The 25141-nt window shown below is 73.1% G+C and carries 27 protein-coding genes; 17 read left to right on the forward strand and 10 right to left on the reverse strand.

Translation table 11 applies throughout. The features are described from left to right. Positions 1-26: 26 nt before the first annotated feature. Positions 27-728 carry a DUF6766 family protein gene (locus ET471_RS12770; protein WP_129188874.1) on the reverse strand — a complete coding sequence of 234 codons (702 nt, stop codon included), beginning with the start codon at positions 726-728 and terminating at the stop codon, positions 27-29. 235 nt (positions 729-963) lie between these two features. Between ET471_RS12770 and ET471_RS18055 the strand changes: the two genes are divergently transcribed. The 4 genes from ET471_RS18055 to ET471_RS12785 all read left to right on the forward strand — a co-directional run bounded on the left by ET471_RS18055 (position 964) and on the right by ET471_RS12785 (position 3598). After that, the gene (locus tag ET471_RS18055) at positions 964-1107 is read left to right on the forward strand and encodes a GPGG-motif small membrane protein (protein ID WP_165350489.1); all 144 of its coding nucleotides are present in this window, start codon (positions 964-966) and stop codon (positions 1105-1107) included. 112 nt (positions 1108-1219) lie between these two features. After that, entirely contained in the window at positions 1220-1792 is a 573-nt protein-coding gene (locus tag ET471_RS12775) for an FHA domain-containing protein (RefSeq protein ID WP_129188876.1), read from the forward strand. Between the two features lie 79 nt (positions 1793-1871). Next, positions 1872-2231, forward strand: a complete 360-nt coding sequence (locus tag ET471_RS12780) for a PadR family transcriptional regulator (RefSeq protein ID WP_129188878.1) — start codon at positions 1872-1874, stop codon at positions 2229-2231. Next, positions 2228-3598, forward strand: a complete 1371-nt coding sequence (locus tag ET471_RS12785) for a permease prefix domain 1-containing protein (RefSeq protein WP_129188880.1) — start codon at positions 2228-2230, stop codon at positions 3596-3598. Before ET471_RS12780 ends, ET471_RS12785 begins: the two co-directional genes overlap by 4 nt. Before the next feature lie 48 nt (positions 3599-3646). Here ET471_RS12785 and ET471_RS12790 read toward each other — a convergent pair whose 3' ends face one another. Next, a complete protein-coding gene (locus ET471_RS12790) occupies positions 3647-4714 on the reverse strand; it encodes a winged helix DNA-binding domain-containing protein (RefSeq protein ID WP_129188882.1) in 1068 nt (355 codons plus the stop codon). Between the two features lie 25 nt (positions 4715-4739). Further along, positions 4740-6338 (reverse strand): ABC-F family ATP-binding cassette domain-containing protein, encoded by a 1599-nt coding sequence (locus ET471_RS12795; protein ID WP_129188884.1) that lies wholly within the window; start codon positions 6336-6338, stop codon positions 4740-4742. Positions 6339-6438: 100 nt separating this feature from the next. Here ET471_RS12795 and ypfJ point away from each other — a divergent pair, with 100 nt between their 5' ends. Beyond that, the gene (ypfJ, locus tag ET471_RS12800; protein ID WP_129188886.1) at positions 6439-7347 is read left to right on the forward strand and encodes a KPN_02809 family neutral zinc metallopeptidase; all 909 of its coding nucleotides are present in this window, start codon (positions 6439-6441) and stop codon (positions 7345-7347) included. 52 nt (positions 7348-7399) lie between these two features. Here ypfJ and ET471_RS12805 read toward each other — a convergent pair whose 3' ends face one another. From ET471_RS12805 to ET471_RS12815, 3 genes are read right to left on the reverse strand one after another with little or no spacing between them, the layout of a single operon-like run. After that, positions 7400-8263, reverse strand: a complete 864-nt coding sequence (locus tag ET471_RS12805; protein ID WP_129188888.1) for an SURF1 family cytochrome oxidase biogenesis protein — start codon at positions 8261-8263, stop codon at positions 7400-7402. Beyond that, on the reverse strand, positions 8260-8514 hold the full coding sequence (locus ET471_RS12810) for a hypothetical protein (RefSeq protein WP_129188890.1): 255 nt from the start codon (positions 8512-8514) through the stop codon (positions 8260-8262). Before ET471_RS12810 ends, ET471_RS12805 begins: the two co-directional genes overlap by 4 nt. Continuing rightward, positions 8514-8936, reverse strand: coding sequence for a DUF3099 domain-containing protein (locus ET471_RS12815; protein ID WP_129188892.1), 423 nt, complete (start codon positions 8934-8936; stop codon positions 8514-8516). Before ET471_RS12815 ends, ET471_RS12810 begins: the two co-directional genes overlap by 1 nt. Positions 8937-9087: 151 nt before the next feature. Here ET471_RS12815 and fabG point away from each other — a divergent pair, with 151 nt between their 5' ends. Genes fabG through ET471_RS12830 form a run of 3 tightly spaced genes read left to right on the forward strand, consistent with a single transcriptional unit; the run spans position 9088 to position 11148 of the window. After that, the gene (gene fabG / locus ET471_RS12820) at positions 9088-9801 is read left to right on the forward strand and encodes a 3-oxoacyl-ACP reductase FabG (RefSeq protein WP_129188894.1); all 714 of its coding nucleotides are present in this window, start codon (positions 9088-9090) and stop codon (positions 9799-9801) included. A gap of 29 nt (positions 9802-9830) precedes the next feature. Continuing rightward, positions 9831-10601, forward strand: a complete 771-nt coding sequence (gene fabI / locus ET471_RS12825) for an enoyl-ACP reductase FabI (protein ID WP_129188896.1) — start codon at positions 9831-9833, stop codon at positions 10599-10601. A 31-nt stretch (positions 10602-10632) separates the two neighbouring features. Next, positions 10633-11148, forward strand: coding sequence for a SixA phosphatase family protein (locus ET471_RS12830; protein WP_129188898.1), 516 nt, complete (start codon positions 10633-10635; stop codon positions 11146-11148). Between the two features lie 67 nt (positions 11149-11215). On the opposite strand, the gene serB is transcribed toward ET471_RS12830, so the two are convergent. Together serB and glgC are read right to left on the reverse strand one after the other, a co-directional pair. Next, complete coding sequence (serB, locus tag ET471_RS12835; protein WP_129188900.1) at positions 11216-11878, reverse strand: phosphoserine phosphatase SerB; 663 nt, start codon at positions 11876-11878, stop codon at positions 11216-11218. Next, the gene (glgC, locus tag ET471_RS12840) at positions 11875-13116 is read right to left on the reverse strand and encodes a glucose-1-phosphate adenylyltransferase (RefSeq protein ID WP_129188902.1); all 1242 of its coding nucleotides are present in this window, start codon (positions 13114-13116) and stop codon (positions 11875-11877) included. The genes serB and glgC overlap by 4 nt, the downstream gene beginning before the upstream one ends. Before the next feature lie 90 nt (positions 13117-13206). Here glgC and glgA point away from each other — a divergent pair, with 90 nt between their 5' ends. Beyond that, entirely contained in the window at positions 13207-14481 is a 1275-nt protein-coding gene (gene glgA, locus ET471_RS12845) for a glycogen synthase (protein WP_129188904.1), read from the forward strand. A 13-nt stretch (positions 14482-14494) separates the two neighbouring features. Here glgA and ET471_RS12850 read toward each other — a convergent pair whose 3' ends face one another. Further along, positions 14495-15127 (reverse strand): VanZ family protein, encoded by a 633-nt coding sequence (locus ET471_RS12850; protein ID WP_129188906.1) that lies wholly within the window; start codon positions 15125-15127, stop codon positions 14495-14497. Between the two features lie 86 nt (positions 15128-15213). Between ET471_RS12850 and ET471_RS12855 the strand changes: the two genes are divergently transcribed. Beyond that, complete coding sequence (locus ET471_RS12855) at positions 15214-15924, forward strand: response regulator transcription factor (protein WP_129188908.1); 711 nt, start codon at positions 15214-15216, stop codon at positions 15922-15924. Further along, positions 15917-17077: a sensor histidine kinase gene (locus ET471_RS12860; RefSeq protein ID WP_129188910.1), complete on the forward strand. Its 1161-nt coding sequence runs from the start codon at positions 15917-15919 to the stop codon at positions 17075-17077. Before ET471_RS12855 ends, ET471_RS12860 begins: the two co-directional genes overlap by 8 nt. On the opposite strand, the gene ET471_RS12865 is transcribed toward ET471_RS12860, so the two are convergent. Continuing rightward, on the reverse strand, positions 17074-17850 hold the full coding sequence (locus ET471_RS12865; RefSeq protein WP_342586038.1) for a hypothetical protein: 777 nt from the start codon (positions 17848-17850) through the stop codon (positions 17074-17076). The two genes, ET471_RS12860 and ET471_RS12865, sit on opposite strands and share 4 nt — an antisense overlap. Before the next feature lie 36 nt (positions 17851-17886). Here ET471_RS12865 and ET471_RS12870 point away from each other — a divergent pair, with 36 nt between their 5' ends. From ET471_RS12870 to ET471_RS12895, 6 genes are all read left to right on the forward strand, one after another. Further along, on the forward strand, positions 17887-18699 hold the full coding sequence (locus tag ET471_RS12870; protein WP_129188914.1) for an ABC transporter ATP-binding protein: 813 nt from the start codon (positions 17887-17889) through the stop codon (positions 18697-18699). A gap of 103 nt (positions 18700-18802) precedes the next feature. Next, on the forward strand, positions 18803-19261 hold the full coding sequence (locus tag ET471_RS12875) for an NfeD family protein (RefSeq protein WP_129188916.1): 459 nt from the start codon (positions 18803-18805) through the stop codon (positions 19259-19261). A gap of 72 nt (positions 19262-19333) precedes the next feature. Further along, positions 19334-20512 carry an SPFH domain-containing protein gene (locus ET471_RS12880; protein ID WP_129188918.1) on the forward strand — a complete coding sequence of 393 codons (1179 nt, stop codon included), beginning with the start codon at positions 19334-19336 and terminating at the stop codon, positions 20510-20512. Between the two features lie 109 nt (positions 20513-20621). After that, positions 20622-21314: a TetR/AcrR family transcriptional regulator gene (locus tag ET471_RS12885; protein WP_242496284.1), complete on the forward strand. Its 693-nt coding sequence runs from the start codon at positions 20622-20624 to the stop codon at positions 21312-21314. After that, the gene (locus ET471_RS12890; RefSeq protein ID WP_165350490.1) at positions 21314-23065 is read left to right on the forward strand and encodes an ABC transporter ATP-binding protein; all 1752 of its coding nucleotides are present in this window, start codon (positions 21314-21316) and stop codon (positions 23063-23065) included. Before ET471_RS12885 ends, ET471_RS12890 begins: the two co-directional genes overlap by 1 nt. Beyond that, positions 23062-25137 carry an ABC transporter ATP-binding protein gene (locus ET471_RS12895; RefSeq protein WP_129188920.1) on the forward strand — a complete coding sequence of 692 codons (2076 nt, stop codon included), beginning with the start codon at positions 23062-23064 and terminating at the stop codon, positions 25135-25137. Before ET471_RS12890 ends, ET471_RS12895 begins: the two co-directional genes overlap by 4 nt. Positions 25138-25141: the final 4 nt, after the last annotated feature.

A 25141-nucleotide genomic window follows, 5' to 3' on the forward strand; every position in this document is an offset into this window, starting at 1 on the left:
CTGGTCCCGACGCCTCACCGTCGAACCTACCCCTCGACTCCGGTGCTGTCGTGCGGTGCGCCGACGGGCTTGGACTCCGGCGACCCCCGTTCGCGCAGGTAGACCGTGAGAATCACCATGGCCAGGACGGCCAGGAACTCGGACTGCCAGTTCTGCAGCGTGCGGTCCCAGAAGTCGGGCAGGCGGACGTACTCGGCCCACGACACCGGGTCCTGGCCGTCGCGCACCTGCTCCTGGGAGTAGGCCACGGCCCCGGCCACGGACTGCCCGGCCCAGCTCAGCAGGAACACCGTGCCCATGGCGAGGCCCAGCGAGTGCGCGTACAGCGTGCGGCGCCAGCCGCGCGCCCGGGCCGCGCGCGGGGCGGCCGGGCCGGCGTGCACCCCCATCTGCTGCTGGGCGTCCGACTCGCGGCCTGCGCGACCCAGCGGCTTCGACTCGGGCGAGCCGCGCTGCACGAGCCACACGGTGGCCAGGATGAACAGCAGGAACTGGAGGAACTCGGACTGCCAGTTCTCCAGGACGTCGACGCCGAACGCGCTCGACGTCACGTACCGTCCCAGGCTCACGGGCGCGACCCCCGCGTCCACCTGCTCGCGGTTGAAGCGGGCGCAGCCGGCCAGGGCCTGCCCGAGCAGCGAGCCCAGGAACAGCGCGGCGAACATCAGCGACAGGGCGTTCTCGCGGAGGGTGGTGCGCCATCCGCGGCGCGGCACGGGGGCGCTCATCGGCCCGCCAGCGCCCACGCGTACACCCAGACCAGGCCGACCGCGATCCCCGCGAGCGTGGCGAGGTAGATCGTCCTCGTGGCCTTCATGCCGCACCTCCTGCGTAGACGGCCCGGTTCCCGTGGGTGTCGCGGCCGCGTTGCGAGTCCCGGTCGCCCCGGCCAGGCTGGGTGGATCGAGCCGGACGGACCGTCAGGTCGTGGCGACCCCGGTCGGCCTTCGAGAAGGAGGAGCCATGGCGCTCATCCTGTGGATCATCGCGGTCATCCTGGTCGTCGCTGGCATCGTCGCCCTGTTCCGACGCGAGTGGCTGTGGGGTGCGGTCCTCGTCATCGTCGGGCTCCTCGTCGGGCCGGGCGGGGTGAGCATCTTCACCTGATCCCCGCCGTGGCTCCGGGGTGGCTCCGGGCCGCGGCCTGACCCTTCCCCGACGCTAGGCACACCCTGCGGGCGCTCGCAACGCGCGAGCGCCCCCGACCCAGGAGGGCACCATGCCCGATCTCGACACGCCCGATGTCAACGAACCCCGACCGGGGACCACGCACGCCGCCTACGGCGCCGGGAACCCGCGCCTGATGCTCGGCAACGACGGCTGGATGTGGGAAGGCGAGCGGCAGCGGTTCTTCCCGATCACCCGCGAGGTCACCACGATCGGCTCCGCCCCCGACGCCGACCTGCGCCTCGAGGGCATCGCCGCGGCCCACGCGGAGATCCGCCACGACGAGCGGGACGACTACGTGCTGCACCTGAACCACCCGGGGACGGCGCCCACGGCCGCGGGCGGCCACAACGTCGACACGCCCGGCGACCAGCCCCTGCACGCGGGCGCCACGTTCACCGTGGGGGAGTGGACGCTGACGTTCGAGCGCGACGAGTTCGCCGACCACGGCCGCCCCTTCGGGGGGCGCGAGGGCGGCGAGGGCTCGGACCAGCCGCCCCAGCCGGCCCGCCCCGACTACCGCCACGCCCACGAGGCGACAGCCGGGCAGGAGGCGGCGGACGACGCGAACGTCGACCGCCCGCAGGGCGACCTCGCGAAGGACGAGCAGGCCGTCGGAGAGTGATACGTGGCAGCGCTAGGCATCGATACCTTGTGGTGCTAGGGTTCAAACCCCTAGCACTTCGAGGTATCGGAGCACGCGCGTGCACATCGACAAGGACCTGGTCGCGGCCTCCGCGACCCCGCTGGTCCTCGGCATCCTCGCCGACGGCGACCTCCACGGGTACGCCATCCTCAAGCGGGTCGGCGAGCTGTCCGGGGGCCGCATGCAGTGGACGGACGGCATGCTCTACCCGCTGCTGCACCGCCTGGAGCGCAACGGATGGGTCTCGGCCGAGTGGGGCGTCTCGGACGCGGGCCGCAAGCGCAAGCACTACGCGCTGACGTCCGCCGGCCGCGAGGCCCTGGGCGAGCGGCAGGCGCAGTGGGACGTCGTCGCCGACGCGCTCAAGCAGGTGTGGAACGCCCTCCAGGCGCCCACGGCGACGGAGGCATGGGCATGAGCGAGCAGTTCTCGATCGACGCCCGCGCCGGCCTCGAGTCGCAGATCGACCAGTGGCGCGCCTGGGTGCTGCGGCGCAAGGCCATCACGCCCGACGACGCCGAGGAGCTCGAGGACAACCTCCGCGGCCAGGTCGCCGACCTGCGCGCCGGCGGCCTCGACGACGACGAGGCGTTCCTCGTCGCGGTCAAGCGCATGGGCAACCTCGACGACGTCTCGCGCGAGTTCGCCCGCGAGCACTCCGAGCGGCTGTGGAAGCAGCTCGTGCTCGTGCCGGACGCCCCCGAGGAGGGCGGCCGCTGGCGCGACCTCGGCGTGCTCGTCGCGCTCGCCGTCGGCGCGGGCATCGTCGTCAAGGTGCTGCTGGGCCTGCACGACGACGCCGTGCTCGGGCTCAACGCGGCGCTCGCGGTGCTGCCGTTCCTCGCCGCGTACTTCGCCTGGTCGCGCCGCCTGCCGGCCCGCGTCGCGGGGGTGCTCGTCGCGGTCGCCGCGGCGGTCGGGCTGGCCGTGAACCTCTACCCGCTCGCGACCGAGACCGGCGGCACGGGGATGACCTTCACCCTCGCCGCCACCCACCTGCCCGTGCTGCTGTGGCTGCTGCTCGGCGTCGCGTACACCGGGGGAGCGTGGCGCGACCACGCCCGCCGCATGGACTTCGTCCGGTTCACCGGCGAGCTCCTCATCTACTTTGCGCTCATCTCGCTCGGCGGCGGGCTGCTCGTGGGCCTGACGTTCGCCACGTTCGGCATCGTCGACATCGAGATCGAGCCGTTCGTCGAGAGCTGGCTCATGCCCTTCGCCGTGCCCGGCGCGTTCCTCGTGGCGGCCTGGCTCGTCGAGGCCAAGAAGAACGTGGTCGAGAACATGGCGCCCGTGCTCACGCGGGTCTTCACACCGCTGACGCTCGTGCTGCTGGTCGCCGCGTTCTTCGCGCTCCTCACCGGTGGGCCCCTCACGGCCGTCGACCGCAACCTGCTCATCCTCATGGACGCGATCCTGCTGCTGGTGCTCGCGCTGCTGCTCTACTCGATCAGCGCGCGCGACCCGCTCGCGCCCGGCAAGCCGTTCGACTGGCTCCAGCTCGCGCTCGTGGTGGCCGCGTTCGCGGTCAACGTCGTCGCGCTCACCGCGATGGTCAGCCGTATCGCCGACGCCGGCTGGACGGCCAACAAGACGGCCGCGCTCGGCCTCAACGTCGTGCTGTTCGTGCACCTCGTGGGCACCGGCTGGCTGCTGTGGCAGTTCCTGCGGCGCCGCGGCACGTTCGACGCCGTCGAACGCTGGCAGACCCGCTACCTGCCGGTCTACGCCGCGTGGGCGGCCGTCGTGGTGCTCGCGTTCCCGCCGCTGTTCTCGTTCGCGTGACCGACGTCTTCGCGTGACCGACGTCCGGCGGCCGGGCCTGCGACAGGCTCAGCCGCCGGACGCGTAGGCGAGGGTCGCCGGCGCGCCGACGAACCGGCCGTAGCGCTCCGCCTCCGCCTCGAGGGCGGCGCGCACCCGGCGCGTCGGCCGTCCCGGAGCCGTCACCGCGACCGTCACGCCCTTCGCCGTCTCGGCGCGGGTCCACGACCCGGCCAGCGCGCCGTCGAGAAGCACGAGCCCCTGGGCTCGCAGCACGGCGTCGGTGCCCTGCGCGCCCCAGTCACCGGGGTCGCGACGGTAGCTGATGAGCTCGTCGTAGTTGGCGAGCAGCATCGCGGCGGGCACGTCGTCCGCGGCCGGTTCGCCGTCGTCGAGCGTGAACAGGTCGACGCCGGCGAGCGTGACCGGGCGCAGCCCTGCCTGCGCGAAGGCGCGGCGTGCGACGGTGATCGGCAGCGACGCCCACCACGCCAGGTCCTCGGGGCGTGCCGGGCCGTGCCCGCGCACGTACGTGGTCGCGAGCCGTGCGAGGCGCTCGTCGGGCGTGCGCGAGGACGGCGGAAGGTCCAGCGGCCGGTAGGTGTGCTGCTTGCCGCGCATCGGCCCGGAGCCGACGGCTCCGCGCAGCTCGGCCTCCAGCAGCACGAAGGCGAGCGGCACGGAGGTCCACGCCCCGCCCGGCCCGGCGAGTCCGGCCTCGACCAGGCGGGCCGTCACCTCCGCCCGGGTCACCGGACCCTCCGCACGGACGGCGGCGACGGCGACGTCGGCCGCCGCATGACGCTCTGCCGGGGTGAGCCCCGAGGGGTTGGCGCCGGTGTCCATCGTGCGGCGCACACGCTCGGCGGTGAGCGCGAGGAGGTCGGGCAGGTCCGTGGCGAGGACGTGGTGCCACGTCGGGCGCAGCACGTGCGTGCGCACGAACGCCCCGGCGTCGAACTCCGCGGCGAGCTCCGCGCGCGTCCGCCCGGTGCGTCCGGACAGCGCCCACAGCGCCATGTCGTGCAGCTGAGACTGCACGGCGCCGAGGTGCCCGACCGCGGCCGCGCCGTCGGGCAGCGGGTCGCCGGCCAGGCGCTGCGCCCGCAGCCGGTACGCGACCAGGGAGGACTTCACGGGTCGACCCTGCCACGAGCCACCGTCAGGCGAGGGAGACCAGCTCCCGGTAGCCCTCGTTCCAGAGGTCCTCGTCGCCGTCGGGGAGCAGCAGCACGCGCTCCGGGTTGAGCGCGTCGACCGCGCCGTCGTCGTGCGTGACCATGACGATCGCGCCCTCGTAGGTGTGCAGCGCGCCCAGGATCTCGGCGCGCGACGCCGGGTCGAGGTTGTTGGTCGGCTCGTCGAGCAGCAGCACGTTCGCCGACGACACCACGAGGGTGGCCAGCGCGAGGCGCGTCTTCTCGCCGCCCGAGAGCACGTGCGTGGGCTTGTCGGCGTCGTCGCCCGAGAACAGGAACGAGCCGAGGACGGAGCGCACCTCGGTGTCCGTGAGGTCCGGGGCCGCGTGGCGCAGGTTCTCGACGACGGTGACGTCCATGTCGAGCATGTCGTGCTCCTGGGCGTAGTAGCCCAGCTTGAGCCCGTGCCCGGGCAGCACCTCGCCCGTGTCGGGCTGCTCGACGCCCGCCAGCAGGCGCAGCATCGTCGTCTTGCCCGCGCCGTTGAGGCCCAGGATGACGACGCGCGAGCCGCGGTCGATCGCCAGGTCCACGCCCGTGAACACCTCGAGCGAGCCGTACGACTTCGACAGGTCCTTGCCCGTGAGCGGCGTCTTGCCCGACGGCGCCGGCTTCGGGAAGCGCAGCTTCGCCACCCGGTCCGCCTGACGCACGCCCTCCAGGCCGCCCATCATGGTCTCGGCGCGACGGATCATGTTCTGCGCCGCGACCGCCTTGGTGGCCTTGGCGCGCATCTTCTCGGCCTGCGCCATGAGCGCCGACGCCTTCTTCTCCGCGTTGGCGCGCTCGCGGCGGCGGCGCTTCTCGTCCTGCTCGCGCTGCTCGAGGTACTTGTCCCAGCCCAGGTTGTACTGGTCGAGCTCGCCGCGGTTGGCGTCGAGGTGCCACACCTTGTTGACCGTGTCGCGCAGCAGCTCCACGGAGTGCGAGATGACCACGAACCCGCCCGGGTACGTCTTGAGGTAGTCCCGCAGCCAGATGATCGAGTCGGCGTCGAGGTGGTTGGTCGGCTCGTCGAGCAGCAGCGTGTCGACGCCGCTGAACAGGATGCGGGCCAGCTCGACGCGGCGGCGCTGACCGCCGGAGAGCGTCTGGAGCGGCTGCGAGAGGATCCGCTCGTCCAGACCCAGGTTCGACGTGATGCGGTGCGCCTCCGACTCGGCGGCGTACCCGCCGGCGGCCACGAACCGCGCCTCGAGCTTGGGGTAGCGCTCCAGCGCGGCGGCCATGACGTCCATGTCCTCCGAGCTCATGCGAGCCTCGGTCTCCGCCATCGCGCGCACCAGGTAGTCCAGGCCGCGGGCCGAGAGCACGCGGTCCATCGCGATGGTGTCGAGGTCGCCCGTGCGCGGGTCCTGCGGCAGGTAGCCGACGTCGGTCGAGCGCGTGATCTGGCCGCCCGTCGGCTGGGTCTCGCCCGCCAGGGTCTTGGTGAGCGTCGTCTTGCCGGCGCCGTTGCGGCCCACGAGGCCGATGCGGTCGCCGGGAGCGATGCGGAAGGTCGCCTGGTTGAGCAGGACGCGGGCGCCGATGCGGAGCTCGACGGCGTGAGCGGTGATCACGAAGAAGCCTCAGGGTGGGGGATGGGCCACCAGAGTCTACGGGCTGGGCCGGGGCGGACCCTGCGGAGCGCCCACCACGCGCCCGGAATACCGTGGGGGCATGACGTTCACCGAGGGCGGGAAGTTCGAGGGAGGCCGCGTCCGCAAGGGCGGCGGCGGGAGCCGGCGGACCGGTGCGATCGCGGGAGGCGGCATCGGCGCCATCCTGGTCGCGCTCCTGGCCATGTTCTTCGGGAACGGCGGGTCGCTGGGCGTGCTCACCAACGCACTGACGGGTGACGGCGGGCAGGTGCAGGAGCCGCAGGGCGAGGGCGGCTTCGTCGGCGACTGCACCGCCGCGCAGGCCAACACCGACCTCGAGTGCGAGCTCTCCGCGACGGTGCAGTCCCTCGACGCGTACTGGCAGGAGGCGCTGCCGCAGCAGGCCGGGGTCCAGTACACGCTGCCCGAGGTGGAGAGCTTCGACGCCTCGACGAGCACCGCCTGCGGCCCGGCGACGGCGGACACCGGGCCGTTCTACTGCCCGCCCGACCAGACCATCTACATCGACGTGTCGTTCTACCAGGAGCTCGTCTCCCGCTTCGGCTCGTCGGGCGGCCCGCTCGCGCGCGAGTACGTCGTCGCGCACGAGATGGGGCACCACATCGAGAACCTCGTCGGCGCGATGGACGAGGCGCAGCGCGGCGGCACGGGCGCCGAGTCCGACTCGGTGCGCATCGAGCTCCAGGCCGACTGCTACGCCGGCATGTGGGCCGCGCACGCGTCGACGACGGTGGACCCGGACACGGGCGTCGTCTTCCTGAACCCGCCCACGGAGCAGGACCTCCAGGACGCCGTCTCGGCCGCGCAGGCCGTCGGCGACGACCACATCCAGGCGGCGTCGACGGGTCGCGTCAACCCGGACCTGTTCACGCACGGCACCTCGAAGCAGCGCGTCGAGTGGTTCGCGCGCGGCTACAACGGCGGCACGCTCCAGACGTGCGACGCGCTGCACGCAACCCGGCTCTGACCCGCCGACGGCTCGTCGACGCCCGCAGGTCACGCGCGCCCCTGGCGCGTCGTCAGTCCTCGCCCACGAGGGCGTCCTCGAGCTCCTCGTCCGTCGGCGGGCGGCGACGCAGGTCGCGCGGCGCGCGGTCGCTCTGCCCGGCGGCGACCAGCAGGTCGCCCGCCGTCGGGGCGGAGCCGCGCGTCTCGCGGCGCCACAGCAGCACGTACCCGCCGAGGGCCCCGGTCGCGAAGACGGCCCACTGCACCGTGTACGACAGGTGCGAGCCGGGGTCGAGGTCGGGCAGGGGCAGCGCGCCGAGGGCCCGCTCGGGCGCCGGGTCCTCGCTGCGGAGCTGCCCGTAGGCGCCCACCGTGCGGCCCTGCGCCCAGGCGGCACCGGACGGGCCGGCGGCCAGGACCTGCGCCGTCGAGATCGCCTGCACCTGCTGCGCGGGCGCCCCGCGCGTCGCGTCCGGCTCGTCGGCGCGCAGCGTGACGGTCACCGTGACCTCGCCGGCCGGGGGAGCGGGCACGCTGTCGGGGCGGGCGGAGTCCTCGCCGTCGGGCACGAACCCGCGGTCGACGACGACGACGATGCCGGAGCGGTCCTCGAACGGGACCAGCACGTGGAAGCCGGGCGCCGAGGCGACCGGGCGGTTGCGCAGCAGCACCGTGTCCTCGACGCGGTACGTGCCGGTCAGCGTGACGGGCCGCCACAGGTCGTCCTCGGCGAGCACGGCGCCGGGGCCGGGCAGCACCTCGCCGACCGCCACGGGGTCGGCGCCGTAGTTCTGCTCGGCGAGGTGGATCTGCGTCTCGCGGGCCGTGTACCGGTGCCACTGCCAGAAGGCGGCGGCCACGCAGAGGGCGGCGAGCACGACGGCGCCGAGGCCGAGCGTGACCCACTGCCGGCGCGTGCGGGCAGGAGCGGTCACGGGCGCTGGCCCGGGTCGAAGCGGTCGAGGTCGGCCACGGGGACGACGTCCTTGAGGAAGCCGCGGGCCTCGAGGAACGTGACGAGGTGCGCGCGGTGGTCGTCGCACGCGAGCCACACCTTGCGGCGCTCGGGCGTGTGGATCTTGGGGTTGTTCCACAGCAGGCCCCACGCGGCCTCGTCGCGGCAGCCCTTGCCCGAGCAGACCAGGTCCCCGTCGGCGACGGGATCGGCGGTGGCCAGCGGGTCCATCAGCGGTGCTCCTCAGCGTGCGGGTCCGGATCCGGGTCCGGTCCGGGTTCCGGGTCGACGACGACGACGCGCGCGCCGTCGGGCAGGGGCGGCAGCTCCTTCGGGCCCTCCGGGACCACGGCCGACGTCTCGTACTGCACCCGGTCGCGGCCGGCGTTGACGAGGATCACGGCGATGTAGGGGATGACGACGGCGATCGCGACGAGCGTCCAGCGCAGCCAGCCCGAGGCGAGGTACGCGCCCCAGAAGCACACCACGCGGAACCCCATCTGGAAGAGGTAGCGGCGCATCCGGCGTGCCTGGTCGTCCTCGAGAGACTCCGGCGCGCTGGTGATCGAGGGGACCTCGTCGCCGTGACGGCGCGCGTCGGGGTCCTCCCGCCGGGACCCGGCAGGCCTGGGCGTCGCGGCGCTCGTGCTCACCTCGTCAGTCTACGAGCGGCGGGAGGCCGCCTGGTCCGTTGTAGGAATCCGACAACGCAGGCGCCCGATGCGGTCCGGGTCGTGCGCGTCGTCGCCGCTCGCGGAGGGATAGGTTCGCTGACGGCCCCCGTTCGTCGAAAGGAAACCTCCCGTGAGCTCGACCCCTCGCATCGTCGTCGTGACCGGAGCCTCGCGCGGCATCGGCGAGGCGATCGCCCAGGCGTTCGTCGCGAACGGCGACACCGTCGCCGCGCTCTCGCGGACCGGCGAGGCGCCGGAGGGCGTGCACGGCTTCGCGGCCGACGTCGCCGACCCGGCGGCCGTCGACGCGGCGTTCACGGAGATCGAGAAGCAGCTCGGCGCGGTCGAGGTGCTGGTGGCCAACGCCGGCGTCACGCGCGACGGGCTCCTCATGCGCATGTCCGACGAGGACTTCGACGCCGTCATCGACGTCAACCTCAAGGGCACGTTCCACGTCGTGCGCCGCGCGTCCAAGGGCATGATCCGCCTGCGTCGCGGCCGCATCGTCATGATCGGCTCCGTCGTCGGCCTCTACGGTGGCGCCGGCCAGGTCAACTACTCCGCCTCGAAGGCCGCCCTCGTGGGCATGGCCCGCTCGATCACGCGCGAGCTGGGCGGTCGCGGCATCACCGCGAACGTCGTCGCGCCGGGCTTCGTCGAGACGCAGATGACGGCGGTGCTCCCCGAGGAGACGCAGAAGTCCTACCAGGCGGCGATCCCGGCGGGCCGTTTCGGCCACGTCGACGAGATCGCGGGCGTGGTCACGTTCCTCGCCTCCGACGCCGCGGCGTACGTCTCGGGCGCCGTGATCCCGGTCGACGGCGGCCTCGGCATGGGCCACTGATCCTCCTCCCTCCTGACGAAAGGCCAGCCATGGGTCTCCTCGACGGCAAGAAGCTCCTCATCACCGGGGTGCTCACCGACTCCTCCATCGCGTTCCACGCCGCGCGGCTCGCGCAGCAGGAGGGCGCGCAGGTCGTGCTCTCGTCGTTCGGCCGCCAGGCCAAGCTCACCGCCGCGTTCTCCAAGCGCCTGCCCGTCGAGGCGCCGGTCGTGCAGCTCGACGTGACGAACCAGGAGGACCTCGACGGCCTCGCCGACGCCGTGCGCGCCGCGGGCCTCGACAGCCTCGACGGCGTCGTGCACTCGATCGGCTTCGCGCCGCAGTCCGTCATGGGCGGCAACTTCCTCGCGGGCGAGTGGGACGACGTCGCCGTCGCGATGCAGGTCTCGGCGTTCTCCTACAAGTCGCTCGCCGTCGCGGCCAAGCCGCTCATGACGCACGGCGGCTCGCTGGTGGGCCTGACGTTCGACGCGCAGTTCGCCTGGCCGGTCTACGACTGGATGGGCGTCGCCAAGGCGGGCCTCGAGGCCACGAACCGCTACCTCGCCCGCGACCTGGGCGCCGACGGCATCCGCGCCAACCTGGTCTCCGCCGGCCCGATCCGCACCACGGCCGCGAAGTCGATCCCGGGCTTCGCCACGATGGAGGAGGCGTGGCCGAGCCGCGCCCCGCTGGGCTGGGACCTGACGTCTGCCGAGCCGGCCGCGCGTGCTGTCGTCGCGCTGCTGTCAGACTGGTTCCCGGCCACCACCGGCGAGATCGTGCACGTCGACGGTGGCGTCCACGTCATGGGACAGTAGGCAGCACGCCGATCCAGCACCGAGAGGGACGATGAGCGAGAGACGTCTGGTACTCCTGCGGCACGCCAAGGCGGAACCTGGGCACGACGTTGCCTCGGACGACCTGCGCCCCCTCGCCCCGAAGGGCCGCGTGCAGGCGGCTGCCGTCGGCAAGGCGTTCACCGCCGCGGGCCTCGCCCCGCAGGTCGCCCTCGTCTCGACGGCGCTGCGCACGCGCCAGACGTGGGACCTGCTGGCCAAGAAGCTCGACGGCGTCTCGCCCGAGCTCCGGCTGGAGCCCGACCTGTACGAGGCGTCCGTCGCGGACGTCCTCGACCTGGTGCGCGGGCTCGACGGCGCGGTGACGACGGTCCTCGTCGTCGGTCACGAGCCGACGATGGCGGCCACGGCGGCGCACCTCGCCGGCCCCGGGTCGGACGACGCCGCGCTCGCCCAGGTGCGCGTCGGCGTCCCGACGGCGGCCTGGTCCGTGCTCGAGTCCGACCAGGACTGGGCCGAGTGGGGCCGCGGCAAGGCCGCCCTGCTCTCGGTGGGGCGGCCCACCTGACGCACGACGAAGGGGCTCGACCACCAGGGATGGTGGTCGAGCCCCTTCGTCGTCTCTCAGGCGTCGTTCAGTGCGTCGGCTCCAGCGCGTCGAGGATCTCGAGCACCTCGTCCAGCCGGTGCTCGATGGCGTGGTCGGCCTGCTCGCGCACCACGGGCTTGGCCCGGTAGGCGACGCCGACGCCGGCTGCGGCCAGCATGTCTAGGTCGTTCGCCCCGTCTCCTACGGCGACCGTGTCGGCGAGCGGCACGCCCTCCTCCTCGGCCCAGGCCCGCAGCGTCTCGGCCTTCACGGTGCGGTCGATCACGGTGCCCAGCGTGCGGCCCGTGAGGACGCCGTCCACCACCTCGAGGCGGTTGGCCCGCACACGCGTGATGCCGAGCGACGCCGCGAGCGGGCCGACGATCTCCTCGAACCCGCCCGAGACCAGTCCGAACGCCCAGCCCCGCCGGTGGCACTCGGCCACCAGCTCGGCCGCGCCGGGGGAGAGCTGCACGCTCGCGCGCACCTCGTCGAGGGCGGCCAGCGGCACCCCGCGCAGCGTCGCCACGCGCTCGCGCAGCGAGGCCGCGAAGTCGAGCTCGCCGCGCATGGCGCGCTCGGTCACCTCCGCGACCTGCTCACGGGTGCCGGCGTGCTCGGCGAGGAGCTCGATGACCTCCTGCTGGATGAACGTGGAGTCGACGTCGGTGACGACGAGGCGCCGGGGCGCGGTCACGGGATGGGTCACGTGACGATTGTGCCCTTCGGCACCACCGTGATGCCGGTCTCGGTCACGGTGAAGCCGCGGGCGCGGTCCTCCTCGTGGTCGACGCCGACACGCGCCCGCTCCCCGATGACGACGTTCTTGTCGATGACGGCGCGGTGCACCTGCGCGTGGCGGTGCACCTGGACGCCGTCCATGAGCACGGCGTTGGTGACGGTCGCCCACGAGTGCAGGTGGACGCCGGGGGACAGGATCGACCCGGCCACCGTGGCGCCCGAGACGAGCACGCCGGGGGAGACGATCGAGTCGGCCGCGTGGCCCAGGCGACCCGGGCCGGCGTGGACGAACTTCGCGGGCGGCAGGCCGATGTAGCCGGTGTGCACCGGCCACTCCTCGTTGTAGAGGTTGAACACGGGCTGCACCGCGATGAGGTCCTTGTTCGCCTCGAAGTAGGCGTCCATGGTGCCCACGTCGCGCCAGTAGTCGCGGTCGCGGTCGGTCGAGCCCGGCACGTCGTTGCGGATGAAGTCGTAGACGCCGGCGGTGCCCTGCGACACGAACGCCGGGATGATGTCGCCGCCCATGTCGTGGCGCGAGGTCGGGTCGGCGGCGTCCTTGGTGACGGCCTCGACGAGAGCGTCGGCGTCGAACACGTAGTTGCCCATGGAGGCCAGGACCTCCTGCGGGGAGTCCGGCAGCCCGACGGGGTTGACCGGCTTCTCGAGGAACTCGCGGATGCGGTCGGGCTGCTCCGGGTCCACGTCGATCACGCCGAACTGGTCGGCGAGCGCGATCGGCTGGCGGATCGCGGCGACCGTGGCGCGCGCGCCCGACGCGATGTGCGCGTCGACCATCTGCGAGAAGTCCATGCGGTACACGTGGTCCGCGCCGACGACGACGACGATGTCGGGCCGGTCGTCCTCGATGATGTTGAGGCACTGGTAGATGGCGTCCGCGCTGCCGAGGTACCAGTGCTTCCCGACGCGCTGCTGCGCGGGCACCGACGACACGTAGTTGCCGAGCAGCGGCGACATCCGCCAGGTCTGGGCGATGTGCCGGTCGAGCGAGTGCGACTTGTACTGCGTGAGCACGACGACGCGCAGGAAGCCCGAGTTGATCACGTTGGAGAGCGCGAAGTCGATGAGGCGGTAGATGCCTCCGAAGGGGACCGCGGGCTTGGCCCGGTGCGCGGTCAGCGGCATGAGCCGCTTGCCTTCGCCACCGGCGAGAACGATCGCGAGGACGCGAGGGGAGGACGCCATGGCTCGACCTTAGGACTCCCGGCGCCGCGATGCCCTGCGGGGCCGCGGCAGGTCCAAACCCTGGCGTGCATCAGCCGGTACTTTGGGCGTGTGACCGCACCGAGCCCCTCTTCCCGCCTCCGCGTCGACCTCCTGACCCGCGAGTTCCCACCCTTCGTGTACGGCGGTGCGGGCGTCCACGTGGCCGAGCTCTCGGCCGTGCTGCGCCCCCACGCGGACGTCCGCGTCCGCGCGTTCGACGGCCCGCGCGGCCCCGAGGCGGAGGCCGACGGCATCTTCGGCTACGACGCCCCCGAGACGCTCGCGGGAGCCAACGCGGCCCTCACGACGCTGGGCGTCGACCTGGCGATGGCGAACGACGTCGCCGGTGCCGACATCGTCCACTCGCACACCTGGTACGCGAACATGGCCGGTCACCTGGGCGGCCTGCTGCACGGCGTCCCGCACGTCATCTCGGCGCACTCGCTCGAGCCGATGCGCCCGTGGAAGGCCGAGCAGCTCGGCGGCGGCTACGCCGTCTCGAGCTGGGCCGAGAAGACCGCCTACCTGGGCGCGGCCGGCATCATCGCCGTCTCGGGCGGCATGCGGCAGGACATCCTGCGCAGCTACCCCGAGCTCGACCCCGCGAAGGTGCACGTGGTGCACAACGGCATCGACCTGTCCGGCTGGGTGCGCCCCGCCGAGACCGGCCCGGACGCCGACGCCGCCCGGGCCACGGTGGAGCGGCTCGGCATCGATCCCGCCAAGCAGTCGGTCGTGTTCGTCGGCCGCATCACGCGTCAGAAGGGCCTGCCGTACCTCCTGCGCGCGGCCGAGGCGCTGCCGCACGACGTGCAGCTCGTGCTGTGCGCCGGCGCCCCCGACACCCCTGAGATCATGGCCGAGGTCAAGTCGCTCGTGGAGAACCTGCGCGACCAGCGCCGGGCCGCGGGTGCCACGGGTGACGCCGGCATCATCTGGATCGAGGAGATGCTGCCGCGCACCGAGCTCATCGCGGTCCTCGCCGCGGGCACGGCGTTCCTGTGCCCGTCGGTGTACGAGCCGCTCGGCATCGTCAACCTCGAGGCGATGGCCGTGGGTCTGCCGGTGGTCGCGTCCGCGACCGGCGGCATCCCCGAGGTCGTCGACGACGGCGTCACGGGCACCCTGGTGCCGATCGAGCAGGTCCAGGACGGCACGGGAACCCCGCTCGACCCGCAGAAGTTCGTCGCGGACCTGTCGGCGGCGATGCTCGACATGCTCGCCGACCCGCAGCGCGCCGCCGACATGGGCGCCGCGGGCCGCAAGCGCGCCGAGGACCACTTCGCGTGGACGGCGATCGCGGAGCGCACGATGGACGTCTACCGCAAGGTCCTCGAGGGCTGACGCGCGGCTCGGTTCACCGGGAGACCGACGTCTCCCGGTGGGCCGACGGGCGCTCCAGGCGCCGAGCCGGACCAGGGCCGTCGCCAGGCGGCGGCCCTCCGAGCCGGACGGGCGAGGCGACGAACGCCGCGCTCGCCAGCAGGGCGACCACCGTCCCGGCGGCGCACGCCCGGACGACGACGGCGGCGGTCCGCGAGCCGAGCCGGCGGCGGACCAGGGCGAGCAGGCCGAGCCCTGCCAGGCCTCCCGCGGCGTTGACGACGAGGTCCGTGACGTCGGCGCTCCCGACGCCCAGGACGTACTGCGCGACCTCCAGCCCCAGGCTCGCCCCGGCGACCACGCCCGCGGCCTTCCACCACCGCCATGCGGGCGCCAGGACGCCGAGGTAGATCCCGAACGGCACGAAGAGGACCAGGTTCGTGACGACCTCGACGGGCTGGCTGGCGCCGTCGCCGCCGGCGGCGACGAACGGCACGAGCTTGACCGTGCGCCGCGCGCCCCCGACCCACGGGACGTCGAGCTTCCACAGCACGATCCACGCGAGCAGCGCGAGGTACACGACGAACAGCAGGACCAGAGCGGTCCGGGCCCGGGGCGCCCGGCGTGGGTGACGGGCTGCCGGGGGTGCGGGTTCTCCGAGAGACATGCCGCCAGTCAAGACGGCGCCACGTTGCCAGCGCGTACGCGGTTCTCGATATGCCGGCGATACGTCGAGGGCCGGATCATCGAGTCATGCGCGTGCTGATCGTCGAGGACGAACCCGATCTCGCCGAGGCCCTGCGGGACGGCCTGCGGCTGGAGGCGATCGCCGCCGACGTCGCGGGCGACGGCGACACCGCCCTCGAGCTGCTGGGCGTCAACGCCTACGACATCGCCCTCCTCGACCGCGACATCCCCGGCCCCTCCGGCGACGAGGTCGCCAAGCACATCGTCGCCGGGGGCAGCGGCATGCCGATCCTCATGCTCACCGCCGCCGACCGGATCGACGACCTGGCCTCCGGGTTCGGGCTCGGCGCCGACGACTACCTCACCAAGCCGTTCGAGCTCCGCGAGCTCGTGCTCCGGCTCCGGGCGCTCGACCGTCGGCGCGCCCACCACCGCCCGCCCGTGCACGAGATCGGGGGCCTGCGCCTCGACCCGTTCCGCCGCGAGGTGTACCGCGACGGCCGGTACGTCGCGCTGACCCGCAAGCAGTTCGCGGTGCTGGAGGTCCTGGTCGCGGCGCGCGGCGGCGTCGTGAGCGCCGAGGAGCTGCTGGAGCGGGCGTGGGACGAGAACGCCGACCCCTTCACGAACGCCGTGCGCATCACCGTGTCGGCGCTGCGCAAGCGCCTCGGGGAACCCTGGCTGATCGCCACCGTGCCCGGCGTCGGCTACCGGATCGACACCGGCCCCGGCGACATCGACACCGGCCCCGGCGGCGAGGGCGAGCGCCGTGGATAGGGCGCCTGGGGCGAGCGTCCGCCTGCGTCTGACCCTCAGCTACGCCGGGTTCCTCATGGTCGCGGGCGTCCTGCTCGTCGCCGTCGTGTGGGTGTTCCTCCTGCGGTACGTGCCCGACGAGGCCGTCCGGGTCGCCCGCCCGGCGCCGGGCGACGTGACCCGCCCGCTCCCCGGCCTCCTCATCCCCGGCCGGTACGACCTCTGGCGCGCCTTCGCCCCCAAGGCGGCTGCCGCGCTGGGGGTCCTCCTGGCGTTCGGGCTGGTGGGCGGGTGGTTCCTCGCGGGGCGGATGCTCGCACCACTGAACCGCATCACCGCCGCGACCCGCGCGGCCGGGAGCGGGTCGCTCTCCCACCGGATCCGGCTCCCGGGGCGCCGCGACGAGTTCCGCGAGCTCGCCGACGCGTTCGACGGCATGCTGGCCCGGCTCGAGGCCCACGTCGCCGAGCAGCAGAGGTTCGCCGCCAACGCCTCGCACGAGCTGCGTACCCCGCTGGCGATCACCCAGACGCTCCTCGAGGTGGCCAGCCACGACCCGGACCGCGACACCGACGAGCTCCTGAGGCGGCTGCACGCGGTCAACACGAGGGCGGTCGACCTCACCGAGGCTCTGCTCCTGCTCAGCCGTGCCGACCAGCGGGCCTTCGCGCGCGAGCGGGTCGACCTGTCGCTCCTCGCGGAGGAGGCGACGGAGACCCTGCTGCCGTTCGCCGAACGACGCGGCCTCGCCCTCGAGACCTCCGGCGACGTCGCGCCCGCCCTCGGGTCGCCCGCGCTCCTCCTGCAGCTGACCACGAACCTCGTGCACAACGCGATCGTCCACAACCTCCCCGGGCAGGGCGCCGTGCGGGTCGCCACCCGCTGCGACCCTCGGGTCGTCACGCTCACCGTCGAGAACACCGGTGAGGTGCTCAGCCCCGGGCTCGTCGCCACGCTCGCCGAACCGTTCCGGCGCGGCACCGACCGCGTCCGTGACGGTCACGCGGGCGCAGGCCTCGGCCTGGCGATCGCCACCAGCATCACCCGCGCGCACGACGGGACGATCGGCCTCGCCCCGCGGGCCGGCGGCGGCCTGTGCGTCACCGTCCGGCTGCCCGCGGCACCGGAGACCGTCGGCGGCCGGTGGGCACCGACCGGGGCGCCGCAGGCCTAGGACACCCGGGCGTACGTCGCCGCCGCGAGCGCGTGACGGGCCGTGCGCTCCACCTCGCGCAGCGCCGTCGACCGCTGGTCCACCTGCCAGAGGTTGACGGCTCCGCCGTCGTCGCCCGTGGCGAGGTCCACGATGGCGAGCAGGCGGGTCGCGAGCTGCAGCACGCGCGCCCGGCGGCCGTCGAGCGGCGGCACCGGCCACGCGTCGGTCGACGAGCGGCGCACGGCCTCGATGGCGTCGGCGGCGTCGTCGCGCCAACGGGCGACGTCGAGGCTGTCGAGAGCCTCGGTCGCGGTGATGAGCGACGTGCGCAGGTCGCGCTCGGCGTCCGCGAGCGAGCCGAGCGCGCCCGCGACGGCCGTCGACCACGGCGGCACCGGGAGCACCTGCCACTCGACCAGGTGGCCCTGCTCGAGCGCGCTGCCGAACGCCGTCACGTGCGGCACCACGGCCCAGGAGCCCTGCCGGGTGGTGACCGCGAGGCACTCGCCGGCCGTCGTGGCCGCGGACGTCGCGGCCGCGGGGACCCCGGCCGGGTCGCCCGGCGCGGGCTGCAGCGCCACCACCTCGCGCGGCCCGGCGCACCACGCCTCGACCAGGTCCTTGAGGCTCGCGGTGATCTCGCCGAAGCCGGGCAGCCCGGTCACCGTGTGGGGCTCGTCGTCGTCCTGCACGCAGCGCACGACGACGCCGGGCGCGGGGTTGGCGGCCGCCAGCCACAGGGCGAGGACCGCGGACCGGGGGAGTCCTGGAGCGTTTCCAGCGGGGCTCACGGGCACCTGGCCAGCGTACAGATAGGGTCGGGCACCATGAGCTGGGTTCTCGACCTGCAAGGCGTCACCGTGCGACGCGGCACCACGACCATCCTCGACGGGCTGGACTGGCAGGTGGAGGAGGGCGAGCGCTGGATCGTGCTCGGCCCCAACGGCGCCGGAAAGACGACGCTCATGCAGCTCGCGTCAGCGCGCATGCACCCCACGTCCGGCAGGGTGGACGTGCTGGGCGAGACGCTCGGCCGCGTCGACGTGTTCGAGCTGCGCCCCCGCGTGGGGCTCGCGTCCGCGGCGCTGGCCGAGCAGATCCCCGGCGACGAGCTCGTCAGCGACGTCGTCGTCACGGCCGCCTACGGCGTGACGGGCCGCTGGCGCGAGCGGTACGAGGAGCTCGACACGCAGCGCGCCGCCGAGCTGCTGCGCGCGTTCGACGTCGACACGCTCGCCGGGCGCACCTACGGCACGCTGTCGGAGGGCGAACGCAAGCGCGTGCAGATCGCCCGGGCGCTCATGACCGACCCCGAGCTGCTCATCCTCGACGAGCCGGGCGCCGGGCTGGACCTCGGCGGCCGCGAGGAGCTCGTGGGCGCGCTGTCCGAGCTCGCCGCCGACCCGGCGTCGCCCGTGCTGGTCCTCGTGACGCACCACGTCGAGGAGATCCCGCCGGGGTTCACGCACATGCTCCTGCTCGGCGCGCACGGCAAGGTCCAGGCGGCCGGGAAGCTGGAGGACGTGCTCACGGCCGAGAACCTCACCGCGGCGTTCGGCATGGACCTGCTCGTCGCCCACGGCGGCGGCCGCTGGCTCGCCCGCGCGGCCCGGCCGGCGGGGGCCCGCGGGCGCCACTGACGCCTGGCGACCACTAGCCGGTCCCCGCGCGCCCTGGGTAAAATCTCGGCAAAAGGCCGTGCTGAGATGGACTGTCGGCAGGCGCTCGTCGAAGGGGTCGATCATGGACTGGATGTGGTGGGTCGGCGCGGCGATCGCGCTCGGAATCGTCGAGATCCTGATCTTGGACGTCGTCGTCCTCATGCTCATCGGCGGGGCGCTCGCGGCGGCGCTCGCGGCCGCCCTGGGGGCGCCCGTGTGGCTGCAGGTCGTCGTCGGGTGCGCTACCTCCGTGATCCTCGTCGTGACGCTGCGTCCCTGGGTGCTGCGTCAGCTGCGCCAGCGCGTGCCGCTGACCGAGACCAACGCCGCGGCCCAGGTCGGCCGGCACGCCGTCGTCGTCGCCGACGTCAGCGAGGCCGGCGGCCGCGTCAAGCTCGTGGGCGAGGTCTGGACCGCGCGCCTCGAGGACGACGGGCTGCCGGGATCGCCGGTGCTGCCGGTCGGCGCCGAGGTCCAGGTGCTGCGCATCGACGGGGCGACCGCCGTCGTCGCGCCGGTCAACGCCGCCAGCGCCCCGTGAACGACCCCTGAACGACCCCTGAACGACCTTCGTCGCGTCGCGGCGGGGTTCCTCCCATCGAAGGGAAACTTAGTGGATATCAACCCAGGCCAGGTCGCCCTGTATCTGGTGCTCGTCATCCTTTTGATCTTCGTGATCACCGCGCTCGTCAAGGCCGTGCGGATCGTCCCGCAGGCCTCCAACCTCATCGTCGAGCGCCTGGGCCGCTACTCGCGCACGCTCGAACCCGGCCTGCACCTGCTGGTGCCGTTCGTCGACCGGGTGCGGGCGAGCGTCGACCTGCGCGAGCGGGTCGTCTCCTTCCCGCCGCAGCCGGTGATCACGTCCGACAACCTCGTCGTCTCGATCGACACCGTCATCTACTTCCAGGTCACCGACCCGAAGTCCGCGGTGTACGAGATCGCGAACTACATCCAGGCGATCGAGCAGCTGACCGTCACCACGCTGCGCAACGTCGTCGGCTCGATGGACCTCGAGCAGACGCTCACCAGCCGTGACCAGATCAACGGCCAGTTGCGCGGCGTGCTCGACGAGGCGACCGGGCGCTGGGGCGTGCGCATCAATCGTGTCGAGCTGCGCTCGATCGACCCGCCCGCGTCGGTGCAGGGCTCGATGGAGCAGCAGATGCGCGCCGAGCGTGACCGTCGTGCCGCGATCCTCACGGCCGAGGGTGTCAAGCAGTCGCAGATCCTCACGGCCGAGGGCGAGAAGCAGTCCGCGATCCTCAAGGCCGAGGGTGACGCCCAGGCACGCGTCCTGCGTGCCGAGGGCGAGGCCCGGGCCATCCTCCAGGTGTTCGACGCCATCCACACGGGTGACGCCGACCCCAAGCTGCTGGCCTACCAGTACCTGCAGATGCTGCCGCAGATCGCCAACGGCACGGCCTCGAAGCTGTGGGTCGTGCCCACGGAGTTCACGGCCGCGCTCGGCTCGATCTCGAAGGGCTTCGGCGGCTCGGGCATCCCGGGCGTGCCCTCGGACGCGCCCGTCGCCCCGTCGGAGGAGGAGTCGGCCGCGACGAAGGCGCTGCGGCAGGCGCGCATGAAGGACCTCGGCGGCCAGGCCCTGGCCGACGCGAGCGAGGCGCTGCGCGAGGCGCAGCGGCAGTCGGAGGCCGCCGCGGCGGACGCGACGGCGTCGGGCACCCGCTCGGGTCTGCCGTTCGACCCGTCGCAGGAGGCCGGCCAGGCCCCGGGGGAGCCCACGCTCCCGCCCGTGCCCCCGGCGCCGGACGCCGATCCCGGGGTCTGATCCCGCACCACCGAGAGAACCCCGTCCGCGAACCCCGCGGGCGGGGTTCTCTCCTGTCGAGCGCCAGTCACTGTTGCGGAGTGAGCGCTCACTCATTTAATGTGGCCCGGTGAGCAGCCACCAGGTGGAGACCACGCGCCGCCGCGCCGCCCCGCTCGCCCCGCAGGAGCGACGCGCCGCGATCGTCGACGCCGTCATGCCGCTCGTCGCCGCCCAGGGCGCGGACGTCACCACGCGCGAGCTCGCCGCGGCGGCGGGCGTCGCCGAGGGCACGCTCTTCCGCGTCTTCCCGGACAAGAACACGCTCGTGGGGGAGGTGGCGATCACCGCGCTGCTGCGCGCGTCCGAGCCCGCGACGACCCGCTCGGACCTCGCGGGCATCGACCGGTCGCTGCCCCTCGTCGAGCGCGTCGCCGCGATCATCGACCGCGGCCAGGGCCGCATGGAGCAGTCCGCGCGCTGGATCGCCGTGCTGCGGTCCCTGCACGGCCGCGTCGACGCCGGCTCCCGGTCCCCGGCCGACGAGGAACGCATCCGCGAGCTGCGCACGCGGCTCATCACGCAGCACGAGCTGCACCGCGCCGTCATCGCCGAGGGTCTCACGGCGGCGCTCGCCCCCGACCTGGACCGCCTGCGCGTGCCCCTCGACGTCGCGGCGACCCTCATCGAGGCGGCCGTCGCGCACCGCCGTCCCGACCCGAACCGGCTCACCGCCCCGCTGCCGGCCGCCGTGCTGGCCGACGCCCTCGTCCACGGCATCGTCGGCACGCCTTCCCCCGCACCCGAGAGCAAGGACTCCTGATGCTCGTCACCCTGGCCCGCAGATACCTGCGGCCATACCTCGGCGCCATCCTGGTGCTGCTGGTGCTCCAGCTCGTGCAGACGCTGGCGTCGCTCTACCTGCCGTCCCTCAACGCCGACATCATCGACAACGGCGTGGTGGTCCAGGACATCGGCTACATCTGGCGCACGGGCGGCTGGATGCTCGCCGTCAGCCTCGGCCAGGTGGTCTGCTCCGTCGGGGCCGTCGTCATCGGCGCGCGCGTCGCGACGTCGTTCGGCCGCGACCTGCGCCACGACCTGTTCACCACGGTGCAGACGTTCAGCGCGAGGGAGGTCGGCAAGTTCGGCGCCCCGTCGCTCATCACGCGCACCACCAACGACGTCCAGCAGATCCAGATGGTGCTGCTCATGGGCTTCACCATCATGGTGATGGCCCCGATCATGATGGTCGGCGGCGTCATCATGGCCCTGCGCCAGGACGTCGCGCTCTCCGGCCTGCTGCTCGTCATCGTGCCCGTGCTCGGCATCGCGATGGGCCTGCTGCTCTCGCGCATGGTCCCGTACTTCCGGGCCATGCAGGGGCGCATCGACTCCATCAACGGCGTGCTGCGCGAGCAGATCACGGGCCTGCGCGTGGTGCGGGCGTTCGTCCGCGAGCGGCGCGAGATCGAGCGGTTCGGCCAGGCGAACGAGGAGCTCTACGAGACCCAGCTCGGGGCGGGCAAGCTCATGGCCCTCGCCTTCCCGGTGGTCATGCTGATCATGAACTTCTCGTCGGTGGCCGTGCTGTGGTTCGGCGCGCAGCAGATCGACGCGGGCAGCATGCAGGTCGGGTCGCTCACGGCGTTCCTCAGCTACCTCATGCAGATCCTCATGGCCGTGATGATGTCCACGATGATGGTCATGATGGTGCCGCGCGCCGCCGTGGCCGCCGACCGCGCGGGCGCCGTCCTCGACACGACGACGACGGTCGTCGAGCCCGCCCGCCCCGTCGCGCTGACGTCGCTGTCCGACGGCGACGGCCCGCGGGGCCGCCTCGAGCTCGACGGCGTCGAGTTCCGCTACCCGGGCGCGGCCGAGCCCGTGCTCACCGACGTCTCGTTCACGGCAGAGCCGGGCACGGTCACCGCCGTCATCGGCTCGACCGGCGCGGGCAAGACGACGCTGCTCAACCTCGTGCCACGCCTCTTCGACGCGACCGGCGGCCAGGTGCGCGTCGACGGCGTCGACGTGCGCGACCTCGCCACGCGGGACCTGGGCTCGCTGCTCGGCCTCGTGCCGCAGAAGGCGTTCCTGTTCACCGGCACCGTCGCCTCCAACCTGCGGTACGGCAAGCCCGACGCCACCGAGGAGGAGATGTGGGAGGCCCTCGAGGTCGCGCAGGCGCGCGACTTCGTCGAGGAGCTGCCCGAGGGCCTCGAGGCTCCGGTCGCCCAGGGCGGCACCACGTTCTCGGGCGGGCAGCGCCAGCGCCTCGCCATCGCGCGGGCCGTCATCCGCAACCCCCGGATCTACCTGTTCGACGACTCGTTCTCGGCGCTCGACTACGCGACCGACGCCCGCCTGCGGGCCGCGCTCGCGCCGCGCACGCAGGACGCGACGGTGCTGATCGTCGCCCAACGCGTGGCCACGATCCGCGACGCCGACCAGATCCTCGTGCTCGAGCACGGGCGCAACGTCGGCCGCGGCACGCACGCCGAGCTGCTGGCCGGCAACGAGACGTACCAGGAGATCGTCACCTCCCAGATGTCGCTGGAGGAAGCAGCATGAGCGCCCAGAACGACGCACCCGTCCGCCCGCCCCGTCGTCGGGGCCCCGGCCCGGGCCCGGGCGGCCCCCTGGGCATGGGCATGCCGGGGGAGAAGGCCATGGACTTCAAGGGGTCGCTGCTGCGCTTCGCGCGGACCATGCGCCCCGAGCGCACCCGCGTGGTGCTGCTCGTCCTGTGCGGCATCGCGTCCGTCGCGCTGTCCGTGACGGGCCCGCGGATCCTCGGCCACGGCACCAACGTCATCTTCGAGGGCGTCGTCGGCTCGATGCTCACGGCTCAGGGCGTCCCGGCCGGGACGCCCGCGGCGCAGGTGGTGGACTCGCTGCGCCAGCAGGGGCAGGGCCGGGTCGCGGACATGCTCGCCGGCATGGGCAACGTCGTCGCCGGGCAGGGGATCGACTTCGACCGCCTGGGCCGCGTGCTCCTGGCCGTGCTCGCGATCTACCTCGGCGCCTTCCTGTTCGGCTGGCTCCAGGCGCGCATTATGACCGTCGCGGTGCAGAACACCATGCGGCGCCTGCGCGACGAGGTCGAGGCCAAGCTGCACCGCGTGCCGCTCAGCTACGTCGACAAGCAGCAGCGCGGCGAGATCCTCTCGCGCGTCACCAACGACATCGACAACGTCGCCCAGACCACGACGCAGACGCTCGCGCAGCTCATCACGTCGGTGCTCACCGTCGTCGGCGTGCTCGTCATGATGTTCTCGATCTCCTGGATCCTCGCCATCGTCGCCCTGGTCACGGTGCCGCTCTCGGTGATCGTGACGACGCAGATCGCCAAGCGCAGCCAGCCGCAGTTCGTCACCCAGTGGGCCTCGACCGGGCGCCTCAACGCGCACGTCGAGGAGATGTTCACGGGCCACTCGCTGGTCAAGGTGTACGGGCAGCAGGACGCCGCGGCGGAGAAGTTCGACGCCGAGAACCACGCCCTGTTCGACGCCTCGCAGAAGGCGCAGGCGATCAGCGGCACGATCATGCCGTCCATGGGGTTCCTGGCGAACCTCAACTACGTGGTCGTCGCCGTCGTCGGCGGGCTGCGCGTGGCGTCCGGGTCGCTCTCGCTGGGCGACGTGCAGGCGTTCATCCAGTACTCGCGCCAGTTCACGCAGCCGCTCACGCAGGTCGCCTCGATGATGAACCTGCTCCAGTCGGGCGTCGCGTCGGCGGAGCGCGTGTACGAGCTGCTCGACGCGCCGGAGCAGGTGGAGGACCCGGCCGAGCCACGGCAGATCGCCGACGTGCACGGGCGCGTCGCGTTCGAGGACGTGTCGTTCTCCTACGACCCGGCCAAGCCGCTCATCGAGCACCTCGACCTGGTCGCGGAGCAGGGGAAGACGGTCGCCATCGTCGGCCCGACGGGCGCCGGCAAGACGACGCTCGTCAACCTGCTCATGCGGTTCTACGAGGTCGACTCGGGGCGCATCACGCTCGACGGCGTCGACACCCGGTCGATGACGCGCGACACGCTGCGCTCGAGCATCGGCATGGTGCTCCAGGACACGTGGCTGTTCAAGGGCACCATCGAGGAGAACCTGCGCTACGGCCTGCGGCGGGAGATCACCGACGAGGAGTTCCTCGCCGCGACGCGGGCCACGCACGTCGACCCGTTCGTGCGCACCCTCCCGGACGGGTACGCCACGAAGCTCGACGACGAGGGCTCGTCCCTGTCGGCGGGCGAGAAGCAGCTCCTGACCATCGCGCGCGCGTTCCTCGCCGACCCGGAGATCCTGGTGCTCGACGAGGCGACGTCGTCGGTCGACACGCGCACCGAGGTGCTGGTGCAGCACGCGATGAACGCGCTGCGCAGCGGGCGGACGAGTTTCGTCATCGCGCACCGGCTGTCCACGATCCGCGACGCCGACGTCATCGTCGTCATGGAGCACGGGTCGATCGTCGAGACGGGCGACCACGACACGCTGCTCGCCGCGGGCGGCGCGTACGCGCGGCTGTACCAGTCGCAGTTCGCGGCCCCGGCGGTGGACGACGACGCGCCGTCCGGCCCGGCGCTGCCGGGTGGGACGGCGGCGGCCCGGCTGATGGCGGCCCGGGCCGCGGCGGCCAAGAGGTCCTGACCGG

Origin of the sequence: Xylanimonas protaetiae (assembly GCF_004135385.1) — a bacterium.
GTDB classification, from domain to species: domain Bacteria; phylum Actinomycetota; class Actinomycetes; order Actinomycetales; family Cellulomonadaceae; genus Xylanimonas; species Xylanimonas protaetiae.

Bases quoted from the DNA above. Each gene is read 5' to 3' on its own strand.
- ET471_RS12770 (WP_129188874.1), bottom strand. From the start codon at position 728: ATGAGCGCCCCCGTGCCGCGCCGCGGATGGCGCACCACCCTCCGCGAG.
- ET471_RS18055 (WP_165350489.1), top strand. From the start codon at position 964: ATGGCGCTCATCCTGTGGATCATCGCGGTCATCCTGGTCGTCGCTGGC.
- ET471_RS12775 (WP_129188876.1), top strand. From the start codon at position 1,220: ATGCCCGATCTCGACACGCCCGATGTCAACGAACCCCGACCGGGGACC.
- ET471_RS12785 (WP_129188880.1), top strand. From the start codon at position 2,228: ATGAGCGAGCAGTTCTCGATCGACGCCCGCGCCGGCCTCGAGTCGCAG.
- ypfJ (WP_129188886.1), top strand. From the start codon at position 6,439: ATGACGTTCACCGAGGGCGGGAAGTTCGAGGGAGGCCGCGTCCGCAAG.
- ET471_RS12810 (WP_129188890.1), bottom strand. From the start codon at position 8,514: ATGGACCCGCTGGCCACCGCCGATCCCGTCGCCGACGGGGACCTGGTC.
- fabI (WP_129188896.1), top strand. From the start codon at position 9,831: ATGGGTCTCCTCGACGGCAAGAAGCTCCTCATCACCGGGGTGCTCACC.
- ET471_RS12830 (WP_129188898.1), top strand. From the start codon at position 10,633: ATGAGCGAGAGACGTCTGGTACTCCTGCGGCACGCCAAGGCGGAACCT.
- glgC (WP_129188902.1), bottom strand. From the start codon at position 13,116: ATGGCGTCCTCCCCTCGCGTCCTCGCGATCGTTCTCGCCGGTGGCGAA.
- ET471_RS12850 (WP_129188906.1), bottom strand. From the start codon at position 15,127: ATGTCTCTCGGAGAACCCGCACCCCCGGCAGCCCGTCACCCACGCCGG.
- ET471_RS12855 (WP_129188908.1), top strand. From the start codon at position 15,214: ATGCGCGTGCTGATCGTCGAGGACGAACCCGATCTCGCCGAGGCCCTG.
- ET471_RS12870 (WP_129188914.1), top strand. From the start codon at position 17,887: ATGAGCTGGGTTCTCGACCTGCAAGGCGTCACCGTGCGACGCGGCACC.
- ET471_RS12875 (WP_129188916.1), top strand. From the start codon at position 18,803: ATGGACTGGATGTGGTGGGTCGGCGCGGCGATCGCGCTCGGAATCGTC.
- ET471_RS12890 (WP_165350490.1), top strand. From the start codon at position 21,314: ATGCTCGTCACCCTGGCCCGCAGATACCTGCGGCCATACCTCGGCGCC.
- ET471_RS12895 (WP_129188920.1), top strand. From the start codon at position 23,062: ATGAGCGCCCAGAACGACGCACCCGTCCGCCCGCCCCGTCGTCGGGGC.